Raw genomic sequence first — 24,079 nt, 5'->3', positions numbered from 1 at the left:
ATCGAAGGCTCTTATTCCCTGAGAGAGACTGTTGTCTGAATATTTAAAAACTTCAGGATTCCACGAAGCGGCTCCAGGTATTGCTCATCAGGAACCACGACATTGTCAAAACCGGTTTGCGCCTCTTTGAGGAGGAAAGCAGAGAGGGGATCAAGGGTGTCTCTACACATCATAGCATGAAACAACCTCGCATCTTTTCCCGTATACCCACTGCTGCACTGTTCAAGCAGTCCCTCTGGGACATATATATCTCGTTTTGAAGGGTAGTGAGAATAAAATGCGAGCAATGAGGAGAAATAAGGGTCCGCCTTTAATTCATCATCCCGATAATAGCATAGAAGGACAGAACGGATCAATCCTTCATATGACCGCGAATAGGGCCGGGCCTTGTAAATAACAAGTGGACGATGAAATACCTTCATCGAAAGGAATGCCATGGCTCTCGATATTGAGAAAAGTGGGATATCGTAATGTCTGGCAATCTCAAGGACCGATCTCAGGCAACCATTGCTCGCCTCAAATTTTCCGGCACTGGAATGGATGTAATTTCCCCTATATACACGGTATAAATACCATGGTTCTACCTTATGCAGATTTAAGACACCAGTCCCCTGCTGATCGCTGAGGAACCAATAGGGCATGTTCCACCGAATGTACCTCTCAACTACATAGGAGAAAAATATTTCAGACCGGAGAAAAAAGACATCTGAGACACAGTTGGAACCACGCAGAGCAAGAAGCGCTGCAACGGTCTCCGGACTTACAGTTGAAATCGTCTTCAAAGTGTTCTGTTTCATTCCGCTGCCGTCCATTACGGCGATGTCAGCAAAGACGCCGTCGCAGGTATGGCATGACATATACCGTACAAGATTCTCCAGGGAATTTTCTGACCTAAATGCATCATCAGAATGGAGCAGAGTAACGAAATCTCCGGTAATTAAATGAATGCCGGCATACAGAGCATTGAGCTGGCCACTGTTTTGCTCCTGCTTCCGGTACCGGATCCGCGGCTCGTTCAAATATTGAGCGATTTTTCCCTCGGTGTCGTCGGGTGAACCATCATTGACGATGATCAATTCCCAGTTCTTGTAGGTTTGTGCAAAAACAGAATCGATAGCACTTGTGATGTATTCTGCATCATTGTATGTGGGCATCAGAATAGATACAAGAGGATCTGGCATTATTTCTCACTCCTGATCGACAGAATCAGCTGCCTCATACACGCCTCTGACCATCACCGCGTGCGGGATATAGGAGTGATGCTCAACGACATACTCCCGTGCTCTTCGCCCCATCAAATCGATGTCAACGCCGCCCTTGAGAATGCTGCTAATCTTGCTGGCAATCTCCTCTGGATTCTGCTCACATACAAGATAGCCGGTCACACCATCTTGGATAACTTCCTTCATGCCGCCTATGGAGGAACAGATGACAATCTTCCCACAAGCCATGCCCTCCAACATTGAGAGTGATGTCGCCTCTTGAATGCCGTGCGATGTAATCGACGGAATCAGAACTACATCGGCTATTTTATAATACCTCTCAACGGTTTCGTGAGGCACGGCACCGAGGAACTGTACTCTTGGATCTCCCTGGGCCAGCGCTACCAGTTCTTGATATTGAGGTCCGTCCCCGAGGATCAGCAATCTTACATTGTCGTCCAAGATGTACTTCATTGCCAGGATGGCAAACCGTACACCATTCTTTGGAACCAGACGCCGGGGAATTATGATGATAAATTGGTCCTTGGAATAACCCCCCTCCTCACGGAACTGAACGTTCTCCTTCTTCAAGACCGGGCAGAATGAATTGGTGTCTGTAGCGTTCTGGATGACTGAGATCTGTTTGGAAGGGTAACTGAAAGTATCGTCCACATAATCCCGAAGTCTGGTATCTACGCAGATGATTCGATCACTCCAATGGATACCTTCCTCTTCAATGGCGTAGCAAAAGTCAAAAAACGCGTTCCTCGTTCTATCTGTCCGAATCCTGGAGTAATCGATGGCTTCGCGTGCGAAATAGCCATGAAGCGTTAAAATCTTGGGCAGTGTTGCGTGAGGAAATGCTTGGTGGAATGCATAAGCCGAAACGACATCATGGCAGTGAACGACCGAATAGGAATCGATATCGATGGAGGCAAGTGTATTTCGTAGTTGGTTCAGGATGGAGACAACCTGGAGTTTGTCTGGTGGGATAAATTGAGTTGGATTGCCTGCGAGTAGTCCATGCTTAATGTATTCGAGGAGTCTTATAACCCGACTGTCTGAAAACCGGGGATACACTGTATCCACATCGATGCCCTGAGATGTGAGCCCTTTCTCAAGCAACAACTGGTGAATATGCTTTCCCCCGATTTTTATCGCATGAGGGTTGTCGCCGGCTATCATGAGTACCTTCATCGCAAAACTCCAGTATAGACATATGAGAGATAATACATAACATTATTCCTGTCATTTTGGGTCTTGAAGAGAAGAATGTCAGATTCTAGACGGAATCTAGCCTCCGGATCTCAATCTCATATATTAGAATGGATCTACAATCTGCCTGATCAATTCCTCTGGTCCCGGGAATAGCAGCCATGTGCATAAAGAAAAGCAAGGGTGGCAGACATCAGGATGGCAACAATGGTCTTCCACCCATCACGTAGATCCTCCTAGTAACGAGTCCTATATCCTGTGGATTCTGGATACGTTGCGGTTCCTCATAGGTTCCCAAGAGATAAGAGATCTCCGGGAGACGGATGATCTCTCACAATATTTTATCTGGATTTGAGACCCTAAAGAGAGAATAGAATGTCCAGCAACTGCCTCACCACCCTCATCCTCGACTTCGACGGCGTCGTCGTCGAATCCCTCCCTCTAAAGACCGCTGCGTTCAAAAAGATCTTCTCCTTCGCGCCTCCAAAACACCTCGACGAGATCATCGCCTTCCACCTCGAGAACGGCGGGATGTCCCGGTACGACAAGTTCCGCCACATCTACGCAAACATCCTCCACGAAGAACTGACTCCCGAACAGGAGGAGCGGCTCGCGGGCGAGTACGTCGGGCTGATCTTTGAATCCATGCTCACCGTCCCGTACGTCCGTGGCGCAGAAGAACTCCTCAGGGACTGCTCCCGGCGACTCCCGCTCTATATCGTCTCCGCGACCCCGGAGGGCGAGATGCAGGAGATCGTCCGCCGCCGGGATCTTACGAAGTATTTCGTCCGGATCTACGGCTCGCCGAAGACGAAGGCCGAGTGCATCAGGGAGATCCTCGCTGAGACCGGCGCCTCGCCCGAGGAGGCCCTCTTCGTCGGCGATGCCCCGAACGACTGGCAGGCGGCGTACGAGACGGGTGTTCGGTTCGTGGCGAGGATCCCGCCCGGCGACCCGAACCGGTTTGCCGGTCGGCCGGGGGTGGAGGGGATCGTGGAGAACCTTCATGAACTCCGGGAGTACCTACGGGGGAACATATGCTCATCCCGATCTCGTACCCTCTGAACCGGGCAGCACCGCTCTACCCCGGAACGGAACCGCTCTCGATCACCCGCACGAAGTCATTCGACCAGGGCGATGCGGAGGAGAAGAGCCTGATAACCTTCTCCAGCCACGCCGGGACGCACATCGACCTCCCCCGGCATTTCTGCCCGGGCGGCGGCTCGGTCAGGTCTCTTCTCGCCCCGGAGGCGGTCTTTGAGCCCGCTCGGTGCATCGCGATCCCGAAGACGGGAGCGGAACCGATCCGGATCTACGATCTCCTTGAACACCTCGATGCGATCCGGGCGTCACGCGCGCTCTTCATCCGGACCGGGAGCGGCCGGCTCCGGGAGAGCGACCCGGATGCCTACGCGAGGGAGCACCCCTGGGTGCACCACGAGGTTGCGGGCTTCCTCCGCACGGAGAACCCCGCCCTCAGGCTCTTCGGGATCGACACCATCTCCATTGCCGTCCCGGCAGAACCGGAGGAGGGTGCGGAGGCCCATCGTGCGTTTCTCTGCGGATCGCCGCACATCTTCCTGCTCGAGGACGTGGATCTCTCATACGGCAGGCTGCTCGAAGAGCCCTGGACACTGCGGGTCTACCCGATGGTCTTTGATGACCTGGAGGGGGTGCCGGTGGTGGCGCTCGCGGAGTTCGGGTGAGAAGGGTGCTAGGGCTCAGAAAAATCCACCTGGATCGGCGGAATCGCTCTCTGAAACGTGCTCCTTCATGACAACGGAGAATGCCCGGAGGACGGTCAGATCATGCTGCAGGATCGCATACACCTGCTTGAGATCCAGGTTCCAATAGATATGGACGAGCACGTTTCGGAATCCTGCCAGGTTTGAGAGATCCCTTGCAAGAGATTCAGGGATAATCCCCTCACCGGCGAGGACCTCGAATGTCTCCCGGTACGTGAACGGCTTTCTCAACCTTTCCTCTGCAATCACATCAGTTGCTATGTCGAGTGCGGACTGGATGGATAGCAGCATGGCATGGTGAACCATATTCTGTGTATCCCGGTCCTGCAGGAACTGCTCCTTTGGGATGCGTTGATACCGCTCCCAGTCTCTCAGAGCCTCCTCCAGTTCCCGCATATGATGAAAAAGCCTCATTCTCCAACCCTGGCTAGGAGACCTCTGTCAATCGTATCGTAGAGATATTTCAGATCGAGGAACTGCGCAATCACGCCGGCCTCAAAAGCGATGCGCGTGTCCTCATCCCGGGAGACAAGAAGACGGCCGGTCTTCACCACCTCATACTGGAACTCGACGGGCGCATCATTCAGGATACGGAGATCGATCTCATACCTCGGCGTGATACACCGCTCAAGGTCGGATGCAATGCCCATGGTATATTTATAGAGTTCATAGGGTTCTCTCTCGCCGGAGACAAACAACGCTATATCAATGTCGTGGAACCCGGCATGGCGGAGGAAAGAGCCGTAGAGGTATCCGAGCAGTATGTCCTCCCTGCCGTCAAGGCATCGGCGGATCTGACCGATGATCCGCTCTCTGTCAGTATCGTCCACTTCTCCTTTCATCTCCCGCATCGCCCGACCCCCCGCAGCGGGTCAATTCCACGTATAATCAAACCTGCCAGCAAAGAGGGTTGCGTCATCCCTGCTCATTAACCCTTCTCTACGGCAGGAAGCCCCACAACCCCCTCAAATGATCCCCATCTCCGACAACCGCGTCGGGAGGTACTCCTTCGTCACGAAGTCGAGCCCCCTGCTCGCGAACGCCTGCTGTTCCGACTTCAGCTTCATCTCGAGCTGCAGGTTGATCTGGCTCCGCCAGTAGTCGGTCGCGAACCTCGGGTCGGTCAGTTCCGCTTTTAAGGCGCTGACGTCCTGCTCGGTGAGTTTGTCGGCGGGGAGGTTGTAGTCGGAGATGTCGGAAGGCTGCACGCCGATGAACTGCGCCTGGGGGGTCGCGAGAAGTTCCGACATATGCGCGCTCTTGATCGAACCGTAGGCGACGCTCGCGTAGATCCGGTAGGACCAGGGATCGCCGTCGGTGAAGACCACGACGGGGAGACCGAGCGAGTCGTTGAGTTTCCGCAGGACTCTCCGCGTCGAGCGCGCCGGCTGCCCCTTGAGGTGGACCAGAACCGCCCCGTACTCCTCGTCGAACCCGTTCTCCATAAGACGGGCGTACATACCGCCGGTCTCGATGGCGATGACGAACTTCGCGTCGTGGTCGACGAATTCGAGGTTGTCGACGTTGTTTGGGATGGGGTAGCCCGCCTCCCCGACGTCCTCCTGGCAGTGCATCTCCTTGACGCCCCGGCGGGTGGTCTCCCGGATCCGCAGCGGCCCGAAGACCGAGGCCCCGTCCTCCTCCGGCCGGAGGTGAAACGCCTCCCGCTGCACCTCGGTGATGATCTCGAGGTCTTCGATGAGATGGTTGCTCTCGTCCTGAGCACCGAACTTCGCCTTCTTCCAGCCTTCCGAGATGTAATACAACTCTCTCAGGGTCGACGACCGGTTCTCCACGAGTTGCTGCTTCAAAAACCCGATGAGGTAGGCCATCTTCAGGAGGTGGACCGCCCCTTTTTCGTTCGTCGCCGCCCGGGTGCTCTCCCGCTCGCCGTATTTCCAGACCTCGCTCGCATCGTCGTACTCAATATTCCGCTTCGTCCGCGTCGGCAGCCGGATGAACGGCACGATGCCGTCCCGCATCTGGTCGTACCAGGTGCGGGCGATACCGACGAGCCGCTCCTTTGCCAGCGCATCCATCTCTTCCCTAGACATCGAGATCCACCACCACTTTCCTGCCGTCCTCCACACCGCGCAGATCGACCGAACCGTCGCCCGATCCCGTGTAGACGATATGCCAGGCCTCACCGGGGTCGAGCGTGCACCGCCAGACCTTGTTGTACTCCCCGTCCATACTGTCCACGAAGTCCGGCCGGGGCTTCGCGTCTTCCGCCGCATCGCGGGAGAGGTTGTAGAGGACGAGGGTGACTTCCTTCGCGGTGTAGTTGTTCACGTCGATACGGACCTTCCCGTCGACCGTCCGTTTCTTCGCGACGACCTTGCGCATGATCTTCCCCTCGATCGGGGAGGTGTCCACCAGGGGTTGTTCCACGATCTCGCTCACCTTTGCGGCGATCTCGGGAATGACCGAGCATATCGCCCGGGCCCGGTCGTCCTGCTGCTTCTTCTTGTCCCGCCGGTAGAGGTAGGTCTTGAGCTCCCGGCCGAGTTCCTGGAGGACGAGGACGACCTCCCGCTCGATCTCCGGGATGGACGCGACCGCATCCTTGCTCTCGCTCGTGAAGGGAACGTTCGTGGACGCCACGTGAACCATGATCAGCACCGGCCCCATGGGGAGACCCTGCTGCGAGAGGCCGTAACTCTTCCAGTTCACCTGCGAGGCACAGCTCGTGATCGCGCAGGCGCCCTGCTGGTAGAGGAGCGGGACGCGGTTTGCGAACCGGAAGAGCTGGGCGGTGCCCTCGGGGGGAACCTTGCCGCCGTAGCCGATCGCCGCCTCGATGATGAACGAGTGCCCGCCGTAGACGGTGCTCGGGCGGGTGCGGGCCTTGATGAAGTCGAGCTGGATCTCCTTCTCGAGCCCTTTGCAGATCAGGTCCTCGCCGATGGGGGAGAGGCACTGCTGCGCCGGCGGGGCCGGGACCTTCACGGCCTGCATGGCGTCGAGGAGCCGTTTGAGTTCTTCCGACTCGAGTTTGTTCACCTTCCGGGAGGGCTTGAGCCCGGCGAGAGCGATCATCTCGTCGGCGGTCTTCTTCCCGACCTTGGAGAAACTACCGATGAGAAACTCCTCGACGGTCCCGGTGTTCGCGGCGGCGATCCTTTTTAGGGCGCCGAACTCGATCCCGTGCGGGTGGGGAAGGATGGGTTTCGGGCACGGCGGGACCTCATTCGATACCCGCTCGAACACCGTCATCTCGCCGTCGATATCGGCCGTGATCCGGGCGTGCGGGTTGACGATCGCCGTGAGGCGGAGGTAGTCCACCAGCCGCTTCTTCGCGGCAAGGGTGCTCTTGAACTGGATCTCGATCCGTGTCCCGTGCGTCCGGTCCCAGTCGATCTCCTCGTGGCTGATGATCTCCGGCTCGTTCGTCTCGGTCCTGATCAGCAGCTCGAACCGGTGGGCTCTCGCCTTCGCCCCCGTCCGGGAGACGACCAGCGTCGGGATGCCGGTGGTGAGCTGCGCGTAGAGCACCGCCGCCGATATCCCGATACCCTGCTGCCCGCGGCTCTGCCGGATCTGGTGGAACCGGGAGCCGTAGAGGAGTTTCCCGAAGACCAGGGGGACGTTCTCCGGCACGATGCCGGGGCCGTTGTCCTCGACCGTTATCCGGTAGACCTCGTTGTCGACCTTTTTGATGCCGACGAAGATGTCGGGGAGCACCTCCGCCTCCTCGCAGGCGTCGAGCGCGTTGTCCACCGCTTCCTTAATGGTGGTGATGATGCCCCGCGTCGGGGAATCGAAACCGAGCAGGTGCTTGTTCTTCTCGAAGAACTCCGCGACGCTGATGCTCCGCTGCTGTTTGGCGAGGTCTTCAGCAAGCACCATGCCGTGCCACCTCGGCGATGGCCTCCTCAAGGCTCCTCTCCTGCTGCTCGCCGGAATGGAGGTTCTTGAGGGTCACCGTGCCTGCCTCGACCTCGCGTTTCCCGAGAACCGCGGCGAAGTCCGCGGTCTTTGCGGCGTGGGAGACCTGGGCGCCCATTCCCCGCTGCATCAGGTCGGCCTCGGCCCGGACTCCTGCCTCCCGGAACGCCCGGGCGACCTCGAGCGCCCGCGCCCGTCCTTCCGGTGTGCAGACGACGCCGACGACGGGTTCGTGCGCGAGTTCGAAGTCCCCGATCGAGACCATGACCCGGTCGAACCCGATGGCGAACCCGCAGGATGCGACGTCGTCGCCGCCGAAGAGGTGGGCGAGCCGGTAGGTGCCGCCGCCGAGGATCTGGTTCTCCGCGCCGAGGTTCTTCGCGAACCCCTCAAAGACCATCCCGGTGTAGTAGTCGAGCCCCCGGGCTATCCCGAAGTCGGGCCGGTAGTCGATCTCCTGGGACTCGAGGAGCGTGAACGTCTCCTCGATCCGCGCGCGTTCCGGGACGTCGCCCGCGACCTCGAAGACCTCGGAGACGGTGCGGCACTCACCGAGCGCCGCGAGGGGCTCGGCAAGGTGGGTGAGGTTCTTCCCGAAAAGCACCGCCTCGAGCCCTTTCTGGTCGTGTTTGTCGAGGTACGCCATGATCGCCCTCTGGTCGCCGGGATCGAGCCCAGAGAGGAGATGCTTCATCGGCGCAAGGTGGCCGACGTGGAGGTCGAAGGTGACGCCGGTCGACCGGAGGGTATCGTCGGCGAGCATGATCACCTCTGCATCGGCGCTCGCCGTGTCCGCCCCGATCAGCTCGACGCCGAACTGCCAGAACTGCCGGTAACGGCCTTTCTGCGGCCGCTCGTAGCGGAAACAGTCGGCGAAGTAGCACCAGCGGAGGGGTTTCGGGAGCACCTTGCCCTCGTTGACGTACATCCGGAGGACTGCTGCGGTCACCTCCGGCCGGAGCGTCATCTTTCTCCCGCCCTTGTCCTCGAAGACGTACATCTCCTGGATGATCCCCTCGCCGGACTTCATCGTGAAGAGTTCGAGGTGCTCGAAGTCGGGCGTGCAGACCTCCCGGTATCCCCACCTGCGCGCCGCGTCCCGCATCCGCCGCTCGATCAGCCGCCGCCGTTCCATCTCGTCGGGTAAAAAGTCCCGTGTTCCCCGTGGTTTTTGAAGCATTCGGTAATCTCCTGAATTAAAGTCTCTTGCGCGAACCCTTATCTTTTGTGCGCTCCGCACTCCCGAAGAACCGCTCGCGGGCGCCCTCGCCGTGCCAGACGTTCTCTCTCTCGACCCGCCCCTGGAGGTAGAGGGCCAGGAGAACCAGCCCGAGGCCGAGGTACTCCCACGCTTCGGCGTATGCGGTCACGAAAAATCCCAGCAGGGCGAGCGCCGTGAAGGGAACCCCGAGGTATGCCGCCTTCCGGTATCCGGATAGGCCAGTGCGGTAGAATATCCGCAGGTCCCGGAGCCACAGGAAAGCGGTGACGGCAACGCCGAAGCCTGCGACGTAGGCAAGATAGGACATGAGATGAAGTAATATTATACTTCCACCCCTATTTTTGTTATCGAACTATGCTGCCGAATGCCACCATCAGGGACATCCTCCGGATGTATCGTAACGGCGAGGTATCTGAGGACGAGGCGGCGGGCGCGCTCGAAGGGCTCCGCATCGAGGTTCTCGACGGCATGGCCCGGATCGATGCCGGACGGAGCGTTCGCTGCGGGATGCCCGAGGTGGTGCTCGCCGAGGGTAAGGAGCCGGAGGCGTTTGCCGGGATCATGCTCGCGCAGGTGAAGGCTGCCGGAAGATGCATCGCGACGAGGGTCTCGCCGGAGCATCTCGACGCCCTGCGCGCCCGGCTGCCGCCGGACGTCCGGATGGAGCACCGGGAGGCGGCACGGGGAGTCATCCTCTCGACGGGTGACGAGCCCGCGCCCCGGCGGGGAACCGTCGCCATCCTCACGGCAGGGACGTCTGATGTCCCCGTCGCCGAAGAGGCAAGACTGATCGCCGAGGAGATGGGATGCGAGGTCAGGACGGCCTACGACGTCGGGGTGGCGGGGATCCACCGCCTCTTCTCGGCGCTCAAAGACCTGATCCCGGCCGACGTCTTCGTGGTGATCGCCGGGCGGGAGGGGACGCTCCCCGCGATCGTCGCAGGCCTCGTCGACCGCCCGGTGATCGGCGTTCCCGTCAGCACCGGCTACGGCTATATGGGCGGCGGCGAGGCGGCGCTTGCGAGCATGCTCCAGGCGTGCTCGGTGCTTGCGGTGGTGAACATCGACGCCGGGTTCACGGCAGGCGCGTTTGCCGCGCAGGTCGCGCACGGGGGTAGCCGGAAATGAGCCGCGGGTTCTATATCGGACGGTTCCAGCCCTACCACAACGGGCACCAGTCGGTGCTGGAGCGGATAGCCCGCACGGCCGACGAGATCGTCATCGGGGTGGGGAGCGCCCAGGTCTCCCACACCGTGGCGAACCCCTTCACGGCAGGCGAACGGGTGCTGATGCTGACCCGGTCGCTCGAAGATCTCGACTGCCCGTTCTACGTCATCCCCATCGAGGACGTCCAGCGCAACGCCCTCTGGGTCGCCCACGTCCGCTCGATGACCCCGCCGTTCGATACGGTCTACTCAAGCAACCCTCTCGTCATGCAGCTCTTCGCCGAGGCCGGGGTCGACGTCCAGTCGCCCGATATGTACGAGCGGCTGACGCACTCCGGAACCGTCATCCGGCAGCGGATGCTCGGCGGCGAGCCCTGGGAGCACCTGGTTCCTCCCGCCGTGGTGGACGTCATCCGCGAGATCCACGGTGTGGAGCGGCTGCAGCGGATCGCGGGGAGCGACTGACGGGCGGAACCCTGATGGGTATGCCCGTCCTAATCGGATGAATCATGTTCAAGCAACTGCGAGACCTCTTCCGGCGAACCGAACCGGAGGAAGAGAGCCTGAAACTCTCGTTCGACGGCCTTCCCGCGTGGCTCGAGGCCCGCGAGGAGGAGATCGAGCGCGAACTCTCCGGTGCGACGGCTCCGTCGCGCGAGGCGATCTGCGGCACTCTCGAGCGCCTCAGGGAGGCGGTCGCCCGGATGGAGACGGCCGAAGGCGACGGCGAGGTTCACCCCCGGCTCCGCGACATCTCCAGAAAGGCGCTTCCGGGGTTCACGAAGTCTATGGCGCAGATCCTCTCCCGCGAGCCAACTGGTGATGCCGAGGCGTTCTACGCGACCGCCGCTGAGATCCTGAAGGGCTCGCTCAAGGCGCTGAAAGGGCAGGGGAAGTACCTCTCCTCCGTCTACCCGGACGAGATGAAGGAGGTGCGCGCAGCCGTCAAAGATCTGGGGCGGGAGGTCAATACGATGAACGAGCCCCTCGCCCGGGCGCGTGACGGCCGCCGGCAGGTGGGAGACGTGCGGGAGTCGCATGCGTCCCTCGTCCGGATCCGCGAGGAGTATGCCGCCGCCGACGGTCAGGTCCGGGAATACGGGGCGGCGCTCGCGGTGGCGGAGAGTGAGATCCACAAGACGGAAGAGGAACTTTCCGCTCTCAAACAGCGCCCGGACTATGCCCGTAAGCAGGAGATCGAGGAGAAGATCCGGGTACTCGACGCCGTGGACGAGGAGGCCGGACGGGAGATGGCGACTCTCCGGACCACCGCCGCCCACGTCTTCCGCAAGGCCGGAAAAGTTGCCGAGAAGGCAGGGGACAGCGCGGCTGCCGCGTCAATCGACCGAGCGCTCGACGCGTATACGGATGACGGGGATGACCCGGTCGGCCCGACCGAAGCGGCTATGGAGATCGTTCTCGCCATGATCCGGCGGGAGGATCTCCCCCTCAAGAACCAGGACGAGGTCCGCCTCTTCTCCGACGTCGAAACCCTGCCTGCCGCGATGAAGCGGACGCTGGAGCAGCAGCGGGACGTCCGGGAGAAGCGGGCGGCAGAGCAGGAGGCCCTGGCCGCGCTCCCGGTGGTGGTCGAGGAGCAGCGCCTTGCGGCCGCGCTCCCGGGGCTGCGCCGGGAGTCCGAGGCGAAGGCTGCCGCGAAGGCCCGGGCGGAGAGCCAGCGGGAGACGCTGCAGACCTCGTATGCTGCCGAAACCGAGAAGATCCGGTCGCGCACGGCTGCTCTTGCCGGACGGGATGCCGAGGTCGAGATACCCGATCTTCCGTCCCCCTGATTGGCGAGGCGCCCTTGCCACGGGAGGGGAAACCCTGTTTACCCCCTGCGCGTAATTATGGTACAAGGACGGTCGATGACGAATACCACCACAACACCCGGAACAGAGTCACGTCTCTGGATAGCGGTTCCTGCGGTCTCGTTTTTGGGCATCGGGATCGAGCTGCTGCTCGCATCCGTCGCCTTTCCCTACGCCGTCTGGGCAGGTGTCGCAGGATGCGTGATCGCCTCGTGCATCCTCTGTTACCAGGCCTACCAAAAACCCCGGCGGGATCTCGTCTCGCTCTTCACGCCGCTCTTCGCGGTTCTCATCCTGGTCATACCAAATGAGATCAGTTCGGGCGGCGTACTCGTGCAGACGATCTTCGCGGCAACGATCACCTTCCTTGCAGTCCGGGTAGAAAAAGTGTTTAACGCGCCGAAACTACAGGAGAAGACAATGAAGCAGATGTTAAACGAATATATCGGCAGGATTGAACCGCTCCTCGCCGTTATCGACGAGGAGACCGGCCATCTGGTCGCACAGTCCCTGTTGACATATAAGTTCGGGCTGTATGCGAATGCAATGGAGAAGAGCACGGAGGCGCTTGCCCGGCTCGACGCGATCACCCCGCGCCCCGGAGCGCTGGAGCGCGCGCTCCTGATCCTCCGGGAGCGTGCCGGCGGTTTCGCCAGGTCTCGGGTGACGGCGAACCCGGAGCATGTCTTCACCGAGGAGGACTACGACGATCTTGCAATCCAGCTCCGCCCGGATCTGGTCGAAGATCCGGCTGTGCTCGACCTCGACAACGCACTGATCCTGCTCTATGCTGTCGGTATCGAGACCTCCCCCGAAGATGAGCTGCCGCTGGAGGAGCACCAGCGGTTCATCATCCAGATCCTGGAATCGTATAAAGAAAAGCTGACTGCATGAGCGAACTGACCGAGGGCGACCTCTTCCGGGGTCTTATAACAATAGCGGCGCCTATCGTCGCCGGGAACGTGCTGCAGAGCGGCCTCGAACTGGTCGACCTTTTCTTCGTCGGCCGGCTTGGATCGGAGGCTATCGCGGGTGTCGCCATGAGCACCTCCATCGTCATGGTGCTCATGACGATCATCATCGGCATCGTCACCGCGAACACCGCCTTCGTCTCGCGCTACTACGGGGCGAAGAACTACGATATGGTAGCGAAGGGCGTCTCGCACACCCTCATCCTCGGGCTCGTATTCTCGATTCTCCTCAGTGTCGTGGGTATCCTCTACGCCGAGGATATGCTCCTCCTCCTCGGCGCCGAACCGAACGTTGCACTGCTCGGGGCTTCCTACCTGACGGTCCTCTTTACCGGCAGCGTGACGCTGGTCGAGCTCTGGGTCATCAACTCCTCGTTTCAGAGCTGCGGCGACGCCACGACGCCGATGCTCCTCGTGGTTCTCGCGAATATCCTCAATATCGCCCTCGACCCGCTCCTGATCTTCGGCTACGGGGTAGTCCCCGCCTGCGGCGTCGCCGGGGCGGCCTACGCCACCATCATATCCCGGAGCGTGGCGTTCGCCATAGCGTTTGCCCTCCTGCTCTCGGGAAGGTCGCCGATCCCCTTCTCGTTCCGGACGAAGTTTGAGTTCTCGCTCGCGTGGAGGCTTATTCGGGTCGCCGTCCCGAACTCCGTTCAGTCCGGGCTCAGGAGCGTGACGTTCCTTGCGATGATGGCGATCGTGGCGGTCTTCGGCACGGCGGCCCTCTCCGCCTACGGCATTGTCGGCCGACTGGAACTCGTCGCGCTCATGCCGGGGTTCGGGATCGCGACCGCAACCGCCGTGATCGTCGGCCAGAACCTCGGCGCGAAGAAACCCGAACGGGCGGAGGCGGGCGTGAGGCTCTCCGCGCTCATGAACAGCGGGTTCATGGCGCTCATGGGAGCGATCTTCTACCTCGCCGCGCCCGCGATCGTCGAGGTCTTCGACCCGAGCGGCGCGAGCACGGAGATCGGCGTCTCGTATATGCAGACAGTCGCACCGTTCTACGTCTTCCTCGCCGTCGCGATCATCCTCGGGTTCGCGCTCAACGGGGCGGGGGACACGAAGAAGCCCATGTATGCCACGCTCTTCTCCATGGTCCTTTTCCAGGTCCCGCTCGCCTGCATCCTCCCGGGTCTGCTCGGGATCGGGATCGCCGGGGTCTGGCTTGCGGTGATCTGCGGGATGATCTTGCAGATGGGTATGCTCTTTGCGATGTACCGGCATGGGGGCTGGAAGTCGACGGTGATATGAGGGGGGCGCGGGCGTTCCCGGGAGTTTTGCAGGGCCGAGGAGTTTCATGTCTACGTAGTTCGCACGTAGGGATGCTCAAACTCCGGTTCTGCGAACCGTCGCACAGCGAAGCCTGACAACTTCTCGGATCCCTGTCGTTCCGACGGTCGTCACTCGCACCTGAGGGGGCTCATGCTCCGGAAGTCCTATTCATCAGACTCACAGGTCAGTCGCAATTCGAGACGCTCATATCCTGTACACGGATTTCCACTGAATATCGCCATTGGGGGAGGGGCTGACGGGGAGGGGGGAGTATTCCCCCCTCCCCTGTCCCCACCCCCCTCCGTGGCGATATCCCCACAGTCCACTGTACAGAATCTTGCCACGTTCATACCCGTTCTGGCAATCGCCCAAAACGCAACGCACCGGAGGCCAACGAAAGAGAGTCACAACTCCTTGGAAAAACCGTGCCTCATTCAGGGCAAAAAAATCAGAGCGAGTCGAGGCTGATCCCGCTGAACTCGTCGGAGACCGCGTTGATGTCTTTCACGCCGAACGCCGTCTGGATGGTGACGAGTTCGAGATCACGCGCCACATCGCACATATAATCGATGATATCGACCGAGAGTTCCCGCTTCTGTTTGGACTTGCGGAGCTGGTCCACGAGGAACGTCATCCTCTCGGGTGACTCCATGCGGAGCTTGGCGAGGCTCATCACGCACATGTAGATCCGGGTCAGGTTCCTGTCCGTTCCGGTGATGGTGTCGAAGAAGTTCCGGAGGACCTGCGCCTGATAGACCTCGCCGCTCATGATGATCGAATATTTCTCAAATCCATATAAATGTCTGCCGGTTTATACCGGCGCGCCGGAGATGCCGGTTCGCCCGCCGGGGCACGGAGAAGTTGAGGTAGGCTTCTCCGTGCCCGCAGATCACTTCCGGACGCTGACGATCTTGATGATGTCGCCGTTCTTCAGTTCCTGTGTGTCCTTGATCCGCATCCCGATCTTCGCGTCGATGGCATACAGGAACCCCTCGCCGATATCGGTGTGAACCTGGAAGGCGAGGTCGCGGGGGGTCGAGCCGCGTTTCATGAGGAACGCGTCGGGGAGAACCCTCCCCTTGCCGTCGGTGAGTTTGTGCTCGTCCTCGACCGGGAAGACGACGATCCGGTCGAGGAGGTTGAAGACCGCGGCGTCCAGCGCCTTCTGAACCCCGGTGCCGCCGAATGTCTCCATGAAGTCCGCGACCTTCGCGAGTCCGGCACGCTGCGCGGCGCTGAGGTTCGCCCCGGGGTTCTCGGTGAAACTCCCATCACCGGGGAGGTAGCTGACGAACTTCCCCTCTGCGGCCATCCGGATCGCAAGTTCGCCTGCGGCGCTTGCAAAGACGACGTCGTGATTCGCGAGCCGCTCAAGGCACTCCTTCGGCGCCTGGTCGGCCTTGTTCCCGACGATCAGCATCGGCTTGCTGATCGCCATCAGCTCGCGGCAGAACCGGATCAGGTCCTCCTCCCCGGCGGTCCGGAGCTCGATCCCGACCGCCCCGGTGGCGTCGCGGACGTGCTCGTAGGTTATTCCGAGGCCGGCAAAGACCTCGGCGATCGCCGCCGCGAGAGAGAACTCCTTTGCCTGGGCCTGCCGCACGAGTTTCGCCCAGTTCCGCGAGAGGATGCCGTACATCCACATCGACATCTCGTACTGGAGGAACTCGATATCCTTCACCGGGTCGCGCGAGCCGATATCGACCGGGTTCCCTTCGGCGTCCGTCGCCCCGCTGGCATCGACGACCTGGAGGATAGCGTCCGCCTGCCGGAGGTTGTCGAGGAACTGGTTCCCAAGCCCCCTCCCCAGGTGCGCCTCGGGGACGAGGCCCGCCACATCGATCAGCCCGACCGGGATGAACCTGACCCCGTCCCGGCAGTTTTCGCACGGAACATGCATCTCCTGGCACGGGCAGGCTGTCCGGACGTACGCGACGCCGTGGTTTGCGTCGATGGTCGTGAACGGGTAATTGGCGATCTCTGCCTGGGCGAGGGTTGCCGCCCTGAAAAACGTTGATTTCCCACAGTTTGGTTTTCCTGCAATGGCCAGTGTAATCATGAGAACTCCTACCGCACCGTTCGGTTGAGAGTAGTGTTGGGCCATCCACCATTTATCACCTTCTTTCCCCGCCATAGCGACCCTGACCGTGTCGTTGTAGCCCCAATCATCGGTACGGGAGATTCAATTAGGAGCAACGACAACATGACTGCATGAGCTTCGTAACCCGGAATACTTACTACTTCGATGCGCCGGGTAGAGAGAACACCCACGACGCCGCCCGGTTCGCCGTCGAGAGGGCACGGGAACTCGGCGTCAAAAAGGTCGTTGTCGCGAGCAGCAGCGGCCGGACGGCGCTTGCCTTCCGGGATGCTATGGCAGGAACGGACCTCGAACTGATCGTCGTCACCCACGCGGTCGGGTTTTCAAAGCCCGGCGAGTGGGACTTCTCGCCGGAGGCGGCCGGGACCCTCCGGGCTGGGGGCGCGAAGATCGTCACCGGGACGCACGCTCTCTCCGGGCTCGAACGCGCGATATCCCGCTCGTCGAAACTCGGCGGGAGTTCCCGCACGGAAGCGATCGCCGAGGCGCTGCGGCGGACCGTCGCGGTCGGCCTGAAGGTCGCGGTGGAGTGCGTCCTCATCGCGGCCGACCAGGGCGCGGTCGGTGTCGATGAAGAGGTGATCGCGGTCGGGGGCACCGCCACCGGTGCCGACACCGTCTGCGTCATCCGTCCCGCGCATACCGCGTCGTTCTTCGATCTGCAGGTGCGCGAGATCGTTGCCATGCCGAGGAACCGGTGACCATGACGCTCGAATCGGTCACCGGTGCCGCCGGACTCCTCCGGCAGCACCCCGTCCTCTGGTCGGTCGGCCTCGTCATGGGCGCTCTCGTGGTTCTCGACCTCGTCATCCCCATCTACGGCGGGGCGTTCTACACGCAACCCCTGGCACTCCTGCAGGTTCTCGTGATGCCGTTTCTGGCCGGCGGCGTCTACGGCACGATCCGTGCGGAGAACTTCTCCTTCGGGGAGTTCATGCAATCGGGCAAGACCTACTACTTCCGGATACTCCTACCGGCACTCGTCATCTTCTTCGCGGTCGTCCTGACCATTATTCTGCTCACGATACCGCTCACGCTCCTCGGCGCCGGAGCCGCCGCGAACATGGCGGCGCTCCTCTTCGGGGTCATCCTCTCGATCGCCTTCTTCACGTTCTTCTACGACACCGTGGCGGTCTTTGAAGAGACGGGGGTCTTCGAGTCGATCCGGAGAAGCATCGAGTTCGTCATGAACAACCTCGGCAGGGTTCTCGTCTTCTACCTGGTCAACATCGCCGTCTTCGCGGTGCTCGGCTTTTTGGCCCTCTTTGCCTGGACCGCTCTCCTCGTGAACAAACTCGAACCGCTCGTCAGCATGAGCCCCGACGAACTCCAGGCGGTGATGCCGGAGGATATCCTCGCGCTCATCGGGACGGAGGGGATATGGATCACCGCAATCGTCTATGCAGTCGTGATCGTGCTCTTCTCGGTCTTCCTCTACGCCTACAAGGCGAGTTTCTTCAAAAACCACGCCGGTGCTGTGCAGGCAGAACAGGGGGAGTACGACGAGAAGGGGCGGTGGTATAAGTACTGACGTGGCTGAACAGGAATTATACTTCTTTTTCTCCAGTGCTGGTTTTTGATATCTAATATCTTCTAGATTTTTCCTGTCACATCATCTGAAACGGCTCCTCATCGTTTCCCGTACATACTTCGTTCTGACCCTCTACCTGCAGGTTCCGTCCTGTGTATCTGATAGTACACCCATGCACGGCTTTCGAGGAGATATCGCCGTTGGGGGTGGGGCTGACGGGGAGGACGACGTTCCGAAGCGCGACGGTTCGTTAGAACCGGAGCGTGAGCACCGGAGGTGCGAAGGAACGGAGTTCGACCACCGTCAGGTGGGGAGGGGGGAGCATCCCCCCTCCCCTGTCTCTACCGCACAAAAGGACACCTGTAACCCCCACTCGAATACCTCCGGTCTTCTCAAGCTCCGGACGGTCTGTCCGTCGCACCCCGCCCGCGCTTCGCGCTCCTCCTCCGCACCTTCGGTGCTCATGCTCCGGCCCTATGGCCCCGTCGCACCCCGCCCCGGGGGGCGGGGGCAGTGCGTGGCGATAAGCGATGGTTCGGAGAAACGGAGCTAGAGTATCGAAGGTGCGAAGCCGATGGTAATCCGTGCAAGGGGTTGAACGATGTCTCAAAGGACAGTACTTTGCGAGACATGGCATTTTGCTCCACGATCCGCCCGGATACTTACAGTCAGCGGACTATACCCTTTAAAAACCGCCCCGGAGCCCGCGCCCCATCACCCGAGCAGCATATAGATCAGCATCCCCGAGACGCCGCCGGAGAACGTAGCGACCAGGTTCGTGCCCGAGTTCCCGATCCTGCCGCTGTTTTCGAGCGTTGCACCCACCAGGCTGTCGACATTGGTGCCGATGAACCCGGCGGCGATCGTGACGGCGGCCATCCAGGGGTCGGCGACGCCCATCGCCCATGCGACGACGGCGACGAGGACGGATGCGATGACGGCCGCGGCCTCGCCCCGCAGGGTCACCCCGCCGTTCGTCCCCCGCGGCACCGGCTTGAGCGTCGTGATCAGGTACGGCACCTTTCCCGTGACCCCGATCTCGCTTGCGGCGGTATCGGCGGCCGCCGAGGCGACGCTGCCCATGAAGAGCGCCGCAAATGCCGGCTGGCCGGTCAGGCCGTAGAGGATGGCGGCGGCGGTCGCCACCAGGCCGTTCGCGAAGACGTTGAAGTAACCGCGCACGCCCCCATGCTCCTGGGCGACGCCGAGCTGCTCCTTGTCGCCGTAGCGATACCGGGTAGCCCCGGCACCGATGATGAAGAAGGTGAGCATGATCAGGAACCACCGGACGTCCGCGAAGACGATCAGGATGATCCCTATCATGGCGCCCGAGAAGAGGCCGCTGACATCGGCCACCCGGACGCGGTAGGAGGTGTAGCCGAACCCGAACGCTATCACGGCCGCGGCGACGAGAAGAGTCAGGTCGACCTCGAAGTTGAGCTCCTCGAAGAGGAACATGGTCATCGCGACGCCGAGCGCCTCGATCATCAGGGCGTCGTCCCGGCCCCGGAGGGCCGCACGGAGGAGCACCGCGACGACCACGCCCATCACGGCGACGAACGGCGCGGCGTACTGCAGGTAGACCATCACCGCAACCGATACGGCGATTGCGGCAACCAGGTGATGGAGATACGCCGCATGCCGGGCGCCGGTGAGCCGGAAGACCACCTCGCCGATCACGACGATGCCGAGCGTGCAGGTGAAGACGAACGTCGAGAGCCAGCCGAGTCCGTAGATCACGGCAAGCGCGACGATCGAGAGCGATACGTAGCGTGTCTCTTTGATGAGAAAGAGGACGAGCGAGAACGGGACGAGGAAGAGCGTGAGCAGCCACGCCGGCTGGAGCAGGGGGGCAAGGCCTATGAAGACGAGGGTGAGCACCGATGCCAGAACCAACCCCGGCGGCTTTGTCATTCATATAGAGTTGGGAGTGGAGGGACAAAGCCTTTAGGGTTGAACACCTGCCGTCTCCGCGATTTTTAGCGGCGAACGTTCCGGAACCCCCGGGCCGGGGACGGCGAGCCCGTGCGCTGCGCGGGATACTCCGATAGGGAAAGCCCCGTCGAACATTATATTTCACTGGGAAGAGAGAGATTATACGCTGAAAATGTCGCCGTCACATCAACTACCCAAAAACTACGATATCGAAGAAGTGGAGACGCGCTGGCAGGATACCTGGCGGGATGAGGACAACTATTTCGACCCCGCCTCGTCGAAACCACGGTTCATCATCGACACGCCGCCGCCCTATCCCACCGGGAACTTCCATATCGGGAACGCGTTAAACTGGTGCTATATCGACTTCATCGCGCGGTACAAGCGCATGCGCGGCTACAACGTCATGTTCCCGCAGGGGTGGGACTGCCACGGCCTCCCGACCGAGGTGAAGGTCGAGGAGACCTACGGGATCACCAAGAACGATGTACCGCGGGAGAAGTTCCGGGAGATGTGCCGCGACCTCACGCTTTCAAATATCGAGAAGATGCGGGCGACCATGCGGCGGCTTGGGTTCTCGACCGACTGGAGCCACGAGTACATCACCATGCTCCCGGACTACTACAGAAAGACCCAGGCGTCGTTTTTGCAGATGCTCAAAGCCGGCGACATCTACCAGAGCGAGCATCCGGTGAACTTCTGCACCCGGTGCGAGACGGCCATCGCGTTCGCCGAGGTCAACTACGCGCCCCGCACCACCAAACTCAACTACTTCGACTTCGACGGCGTCGAGATCGCCACCACCCGGCCCGAGCTGCTCGCGGCCTGCGTTGCCGTGGCCGTCCATCCCGAAGACGAGCGGTATCGCGGGATGAAGGGGAAGAGGCTCACCGTCCCGATCTTCGGTCACGATGTTCCGGTCATCGAGGACGTCGCGGTCGACCCGGAGTTCGGCAGCGGCGCGGTGATGATCTGTACGTTCGGCGACAAGACGGACGTCTACTGGTGGAAACAGCACGGCCTGGACCTCCGCAAGGCTATCGACCGGCAGGGCATCATGACCGCAACCGCGGCCCCCTATACGGGGATGTCGTCTGAGGACTGCAGGGAAGCGATCCTCGCCGACATGGAGAAGGCCGGGATCCTGAAGCGGCAGGAGGAACTCGAGCAGCGGGTGGGGACCTGCTGGCGGTGCAAGACCCCGATCGAGATCCTCTCGGAGCGGCAGTGGTTCGTCCGGGTACACCAGGACGAGATCCTGGAATCGGCGCGGAGGGTCTCCTGGACACCGGAGCATATGTTCGCCCGGATGGAGAACTGGGCGAACTCCATGGAATGGGACTGGTGCATCTCCAGGCAGCGGATCTTCGCGACCCCTATCCCCGTCTGGTTCTGCACTGCCTGCGGCGAGATGGTCATCCCGGCCGAGAAAGACCTCCCGATCGACCCGACGGTCGATAAGCCGAAGGCACCCTGCCCGAAGTGCGGGGGATCGGACTTCACCGGCGAGACGGACGTGCTCGACACCTGGATGGACTCCTCGATATCGGTGCTCCACGTCACCGGGTGGGACGGAACCGGCAAACCTCCGTTCTTCCCGGCGCAGATCCGCCCTCAGGGACACGATATCATACGGACGTGGGCGTTCTACACCATCCTCCGGGCGAAGGCGCTGGTCGGCGGCCACCCCTGGGACGAGATCCTGGTCAACGGGATGGTCCTCGGGGAAGACGGGTTCAAGATGAGCAAGAGCCGGAGCAACATCATCTCTCCCGAGGCGATCGTCGGGGATTACGGCGCGGACGCGCTCCGGCAGTGGGGCGCCGGGGGTGCCGCCACCGGTTCGGACATCATGTTCAACTGGAACGACGTCGTCGCGGCGTCCCGGTTCCAGACCAAACTCTGGAACATCTTCCGGTTTGTGATGGGACACCTGGAGAAGGGGGCCGATCCCGATGCACCGGTGACGGAACTCACCGACCGGTGGCTGCTCGTCCGGCTCTCCGAGACCGTGGCGGAGGTCACCGCCGCGATGGAGGGCTACCAGTTCGACCGGGCGCTCAGGGCGATCCGGGAATTTGCCTGGAACACGCTCGCCGACGACTACATTGAGATCGTGAAAGGCCGGCTGTATGCGGCCGACAGCAGCAGGGCCAGTGCCTGCAGCGCGCTCCGGATGACGATGGACGTCCTCTGCCGCCTGCTTGCCCCGATCATCCCGCACTTCGCGGAAGAGTGCTACCATAACCTCGCCGGCGAGAGCGTGCACAAAGAAGCCTGGCCGGACTTTTCATACGCCGACGACGAAGCGCGGCGCCACGGCGATCTCCTCGTGAAGACGGTCGCCGAACTCCGGCGCTACAAGCATGATAAGGGCATGGCACTGAACGCCCCGCTCGGCCACGTCATGATCTACGCGCCGGAGCCGGTCGACGACGCCGGCGACGCCGGACGTGCCCTCAATGCCGATGCGCGCTGGAGCACCGGCACGCCCCGGCTCGAGGAGGTCGTGAGCGGCGTGGACTTCAATATGGCGGTCATCGGCCCGGTGCTCAGGAAGCAGGCCCGCGGGTTCATGCAGGCAGTGGAGGCGCTCCCGCCGGAACTGCTCAAGAACCCGCCTGCGACCGTGACGGTCGCAGGCGAGGATATTCCGGTTCCGGCCAATTCCTTCACGCCGAAGGTCGCCTACCGGGTGGCGGGAGAAGAGGTGGACGTCCTCACGCTCGGGGACGTCGTCGTGACGATCGGGCACCAGCCCTGATTTCGCCCGCGATGAACCGGGCAACTTCTTCTTTTGGGAGCAGCGCATCGACGACGACGAACCGTAACGGGTCGGCGGCTGCAAGGTTCAGGTAGTTCTCCTGCACCTGCTCGAGGATCGCGGCGTTCTCGAAGTATTCTCTCTTTTTCTCAGGGCCAAGTCGTGAGACGGCGTCTTCGACCGGCAGGACCAGGAGAAACGTCCGGTCGGGCCGGATCGACCATCCTTCGTGGATCCGGCGAAGCCAGGAGAGCGGGTCGGGGAGGACGCCGTCGAGGACGACCGGCTGGTAGGCGAACCGCGAGTCGGCGTAGCGGTCGGAGATGACAAGCCTTCCCTCGTCGAGGGCGGGCCGGATCACCGTATCGATGTGCGCGGCGTGGTCGGCGCAGAAGAGGAGCGCCTCGGTGATCGGGTCCATACGTTCGGCAATCGCCCGCCTTACCGACTCGCCGACCCAGGTGGCGCCGGGCTCGCGGGTGAAGAGCGGATCGAGGTCGGCGAGCAGTTCCCGGAGACGGGCAAGAAGCGTGCTCTTCCCGCTCCCGTCGATCCCTTCGATGGTGATCAGCACGGGTGTCCCCTCCGGAGCCATTCGAGCGGCACGGTGCCGCGGTGAACGGCGGTCGCTATGATCGCCCCGTCGAACCCGACTTTTTCGAGGAGACGGATGTCGTCGGTCCCGGCGACCCCGCCCCCGTAGAGGAGGCGGCCGGGGTAGCACGCCCGCATCTCTTCGAGTTTCTCCCGGACGAGGCCTCGTTCCGTCCCCACGGCGCCGATGTTGAGGAGGATGCACCCCTCGAACGAGAGTGCCGCCGCACGGCGGAGCATCTCCGAAGGCCGGATGCCCCAGGGGAGCACCCGGCCGCCTTTGACGTCGATGCTGAGGTAGCCTGCCGGGTATGCCGCAAGGTCCTCGATCGCTCTCGCCGCCGTCTCGGTGCCGACAATCGGCATCACTCCCTCGACCGCGGCGCATTCGTCAGGCGACCTGCAGCCCCGGTCGAGGTAGCACCGCTCGACCATCGCGGCGCACCGCCGGACGAGGCCGTCCTGCGGTGTCCTGCCCTCGAGAGCCTCGAGGTCGGCGATGTAGAGATACCGGGGCGCGAGAGCGGAGAGGTAGGCTTCCGGTTCGGCCGAGGGCGCGATCCCCCAGGTCAGCGGCCGGTAACCCGCGCGGTCTCCGGACTTCCCGTGCACCACGAGGCCGCCTGCCAGATCGACTGCAAGAATCAGTTCCATGT

General features: G+C 61.5%; 23 protein-coding genes. 10 read left to right on the top strand and 13 right to left on the bottom strand.

The window, feature by feature from the left end; all coding sequences use genetic code 11:
• Positions 1-11 precede the first annotated feature (11 nt).
• Positions 12-1,181, bottom strand: coding sequence for a glycosyltransferase family 2 protein (locus tag MEMAR_RS12475; protein WP_011844434.1), 1,170 nt, complete (start codon positions 1,179-1,181; stop codon positions 12-14).
• A gap of 6 nt (positions 1,182-1,187) precedes the next feature.
• Complete coding sequence (locus MEMAR_RS07795) at positions 1,188-2,399, bottom strand: glycosyltransferase family 4 protein (protein ID WP_011844433.1); 1,212 nt, start codon at positions 2,397-2,399, stop codon at positions 1,188-1,190.
• A gap of 393 nt (positions 2,400-2,792) precedes the next feature.
• Between MEMAR_RS07795 and MEMAR_RS07790 the strand changes: the two genes are divergently transcribed.
• Positions 2,793-3,482 carry an HAD family hydrolase gene (locus MEMAR_RS07790; RefSeq protein WP_011844431.1) on the top strand — a complete coding sequence of 230 codons (690 nt, stop codon included), beginning with the start codon at positions 2,793-2,795 and terminating at the stop codon, positions 3,480-3,482.
• Complete coding sequence (locus MEMAR_RS07785) at positions 3,455-4,123, top strand: cyclase family protein (protein ID WP_011844430.1); 669 nt, start codon at positions 3,455-3,457, stop codon at positions 4,121-4,123. The genes MEMAR_RS07790 and MEMAR_RS07785 overlap by 28 nt, the downstream gene beginning before the upstream one ends.
• Before the next feature lie 15 nt (positions 4,124-4,138).
• Here MEMAR_RS07785 and hepT read toward each other — a convergent pair whose 3' ends face one another.
• The 6 genes from hepT to MEMAR_RS07755 form a co-directional block, all read right to left on the bottom strand.
• The gene (hepT, locus tag MEMAR_RS07780) at positions 4,139-4,558 is read right to left on the bottom strand and encodes a type VII toxin-antitoxin system HepT family RNase toxin (protein ID WP_245526574.1); all 420 of its coding nucleotides are present in this window, start codon (positions 4,556-4,558) and stop codon (positions 4,139-4,141) included.
• Positions 4,559-4,572: 14 nt separating this feature from the next.
• Complete coding sequence (locus MEMAR_RS07775) at positions 4,573-5,013, bottom strand: nucleotidyltransferase domain-containing protein (RefSeq protein ID WP_011844428.1); 441 nt, start codon at positions 5,011-5,013, stop codon at positions 4,573-4,575.
• A gap of 114 nt (positions 5,014-5,127) precedes the next feature.
• The gene (locus MEMAR_RS07770; protein WP_011844427.1) at positions 5,128-6,216 is read right to left on the bottom strand and encodes a DNA topoisomerase IV subunit A; all 1,089 of its coding nucleotides are present in this window, start codon (positions 6,214-6,216) and stop codon (positions 5,128-5,130) included.
• Entirely contained in the window at positions 6,209-8,011 is a 1,803-nt protein-coding gene (locus MEMAR_RS07765; RefSeq protein ID WP_011844426.1) for a DNA topoisomerase VI subunit B, read from the bottom strand. Before MEMAR_RS07765 ends, MEMAR_RS07770 begins: the two co-directional genes overlap by 8 nt.
• Positions 7,998-9,230 (bottom strand): histidine--tRNA ligase, encoded by a 1,233-nt coding sequence (hisS, locus tag MEMAR_RS07760; RefSeq protein WP_011844425.1) that lies wholly within the window; start codon positions 9,228-9,230, stop codon positions 7,998-8,000. The genes MEMAR_RS07765 and hisS overlap by 14 nt, the downstream gene beginning before the upstream one ends.
• A gap of 16 nt (positions 9,231-9,246) precedes the next feature.
• A complete protein-coding gene (locus MEMAR_RS07755) occupies positions 9,247-9,579 on the bottom strand; it encodes a hypothetical protein (RefSeq protein WP_011844424.1) in 333 nt (110 codons plus the stop codon).
• 47 nt (positions 9,580-9,626) lie between these two features.
• Here MEMAR_RS07755 and larB point away from each other — a divergent pair, with 47 nt between their 5' ends.
• The 5 genes from larB (at position 9,627) to MEMAR_RS07730 (ending at position 14,477) form a co-directional block, all read left to right on the top strand.
• A complete protein-coding gene (gene larB, locus MEMAR_RS07750) occupies positions 9,627-10,400 on the top strand; it encodes a nickel pincer cofactor biosynthesis protein LarB (RefSeq protein WP_048063797.1) in 774 nt (257 codons plus the stop codon).
• Positions 10,397-10,903, top strand: a complete 507-nt coding sequence (locus MEMAR_RS07745) for a nicotinamide-nucleotide adenylyltransferase (RefSeq protein ID WP_011844422.1) — start codon at positions 10,397-10,399, stop codon at positions 10,901-10,903. The genes larB and MEMAR_RS07745 overlap by 4 nt, the downstream gene beginning before the upstream one ends.
• Positions 10,904-10,947: 44 nt before the next feature.
• Positions 10,948-12,231: a hypothetical protein gene (locus MEMAR_RS07740; RefSeq protein ID WP_011844421.1), complete on the top strand. Its 1,284-nt coding sequence runs from the start codon at positions 10,948-10,950 to the stop codon at positions 12,229-12,231.
• Between the two features lie 75 nt (positions 12,232-12,306).
• A complete protein-coding gene (locus MEMAR_RS07735; protein ID WP_011844420.1) occupies positions 12,307-13,143 on the top strand; it encodes a hypothetical protein in 837 nt (278 codons plus the stop codon).
• Positions 13,140-14,477 carry an MATE family efflux transporter gene (locus tag MEMAR_RS07730; protein WP_011844419.1) on the top strand — a complete coding sequence of 446 codons (1,338 nt, stop codon included), beginning with the start codon at positions 13,140-13,142 and terminating at the stop codon, positions 14,475-14,477. Before MEMAR_RS07735 ends, MEMAR_RS07730 begins: the two co-directional genes overlap by 4 nt.
• A 469-nt stretch (positions 14,478-14,946) precedes the next feature.
• Here the strand turns inward: MEMAR_RS07730 and MEMAR_RS07725 are convergent, their stop codons facing one another.
• Together MEMAR_RS07725 and MEMAR_RS07720 are read right to left on the bottom strand one after the other, a co-directional pair.
• The gene (locus tag MEMAR_RS07725) at positions 14,947-15,267 is read right to left on the bottom strand and encodes a hypothetical protein (RefSeq protein WP_011844418.1); all 321 of its coding nucleotides are present in this window, start codon (positions 15,265-15,267) and stop codon (positions 14,947-14,949) included.
• Between the two features lie 120 nt (positions 15,268-15,387).
• The gene (locus MEMAR_RS07720; RefSeq protein WP_011844417.1) at positions 15,388-16,557 is read right to left on the bottom strand and encodes a redox-regulated ATPase YchF; all 1,170 of its coding nucleotides are present in this window, start codon (positions 16,555-16,557) and stop codon (positions 15,388-15,390) included.
• A 152-nt stretch (positions 16,558-16,709) separates the two neighbouring features.
• Between MEMAR_RS07720 and MEMAR_RS07715 the strand changes: the two genes are divergently transcribed.
• Together MEMAR_RS07715 and MEMAR_RS07710 are read left to right on the top strand one after the other, a co-directional pair.
• Positions 16,710-17,300, top strand: a complete 591-nt coding sequence (locus MEMAR_RS07715) for a pyruvate kinase alpha/beta domain-containing protein (RefSeq protein WP_011844416.1) — start codon at positions 16,710-16,712, stop codon at positions 17,298-17,300.
• 2 nt (positions 17,301-17,302) lie between these two features.
• Complete coding sequence (locus tag MEMAR_RS07710; protein ID WP_011844415.1) at positions 17,303-18,130, top strand: DUF7847 domain-containing protein; 828 nt, start codon at positions 17,303-17,305, stop codon at positions 18,128-18,130.
• Between the two features lie 714 nt (positions 18,131-18,844).
• Here the strand turns inward: MEMAR_RS07710 and MEMAR_RS07705 are convergent.
• Positions 18,845-20,044, bottom strand: coding sequence for a DUF92 domain-containing protein (locus tag MEMAR_RS07705; protein ID WP_011844413.1), 1,200 nt, complete (start codon positions 20,042-20,044; stop codon positions 18,845-18,847).
• Positions 20,045-20,237: 193 nt separating this feature from the next.
• On the opposite strand from MEMAR_RS07705, the gene MEMAR_RS07700 reads away from it, so the two are divergent.
• Positions 20,238-22,829, top strand: coding sequence for a valine--tRNA ligase (locus tag MEMAR_RS07700; protein ID WP_011844412.1), 2,592 nt, complete (start codon positions 20,238-20,240; stop codon positions 22,827-22,829).
• Here MEMAR_RS07700 and tmk read toward each other — a convergent pair.
• Together tmk and MEMAR_RS07690 are read right to left on the bottom strand one after the other, a co-directional pair.
• Positions 22,786-23,403 carry a dTMP kinase gene (gene tmk, locus MEMAR_RS07695; protein ID WP_011844411.1) on the bottom strand — a complete coding sequence of 206 codons (618 nt, stop codon included), beginning with the start codon at positions 23,401-23,403 and terminating at the stop codon, positions 22,786-22,788. The two genes, MEMAR_RS07700 and tmk, sit on opposite strands and share 44 nt — an antisense overlap.
• The gene (locus MEMAR_RS07690; protein WP_011844410.1) at positions 23,397-24,077 is read right to left on the bottom strand and encodes a HisA/HisF-related TIM barrel protein; all 681 of its coding nucleotides are present in this window, start codon (positions 24,075-24,077) and stop codon (positions 23,397-23,399) included. Before MEMAR_RS07690 ends, tmk begins: the two co-directional genes overlap by 7 nt.
• Positions 24,078-24,079 lie beyond the last annotated feature (2 nt).

The sequence above is a fragment of the Methanoculleus marisnigri JR1 genome, from assembly GCF_000015825.1.
In the GTDB taxonomy this organism is placed as follows: domain Archaea; phylum Halobacteriota; class Methanomicrobia; order Methanomicrobiales; family Methanoculleaceae; genus Methanoculleus; species Methanoculleus marisnigri.
This window is presented reverse-complemented; position numbering and strand designations above follow the sequence as displayed.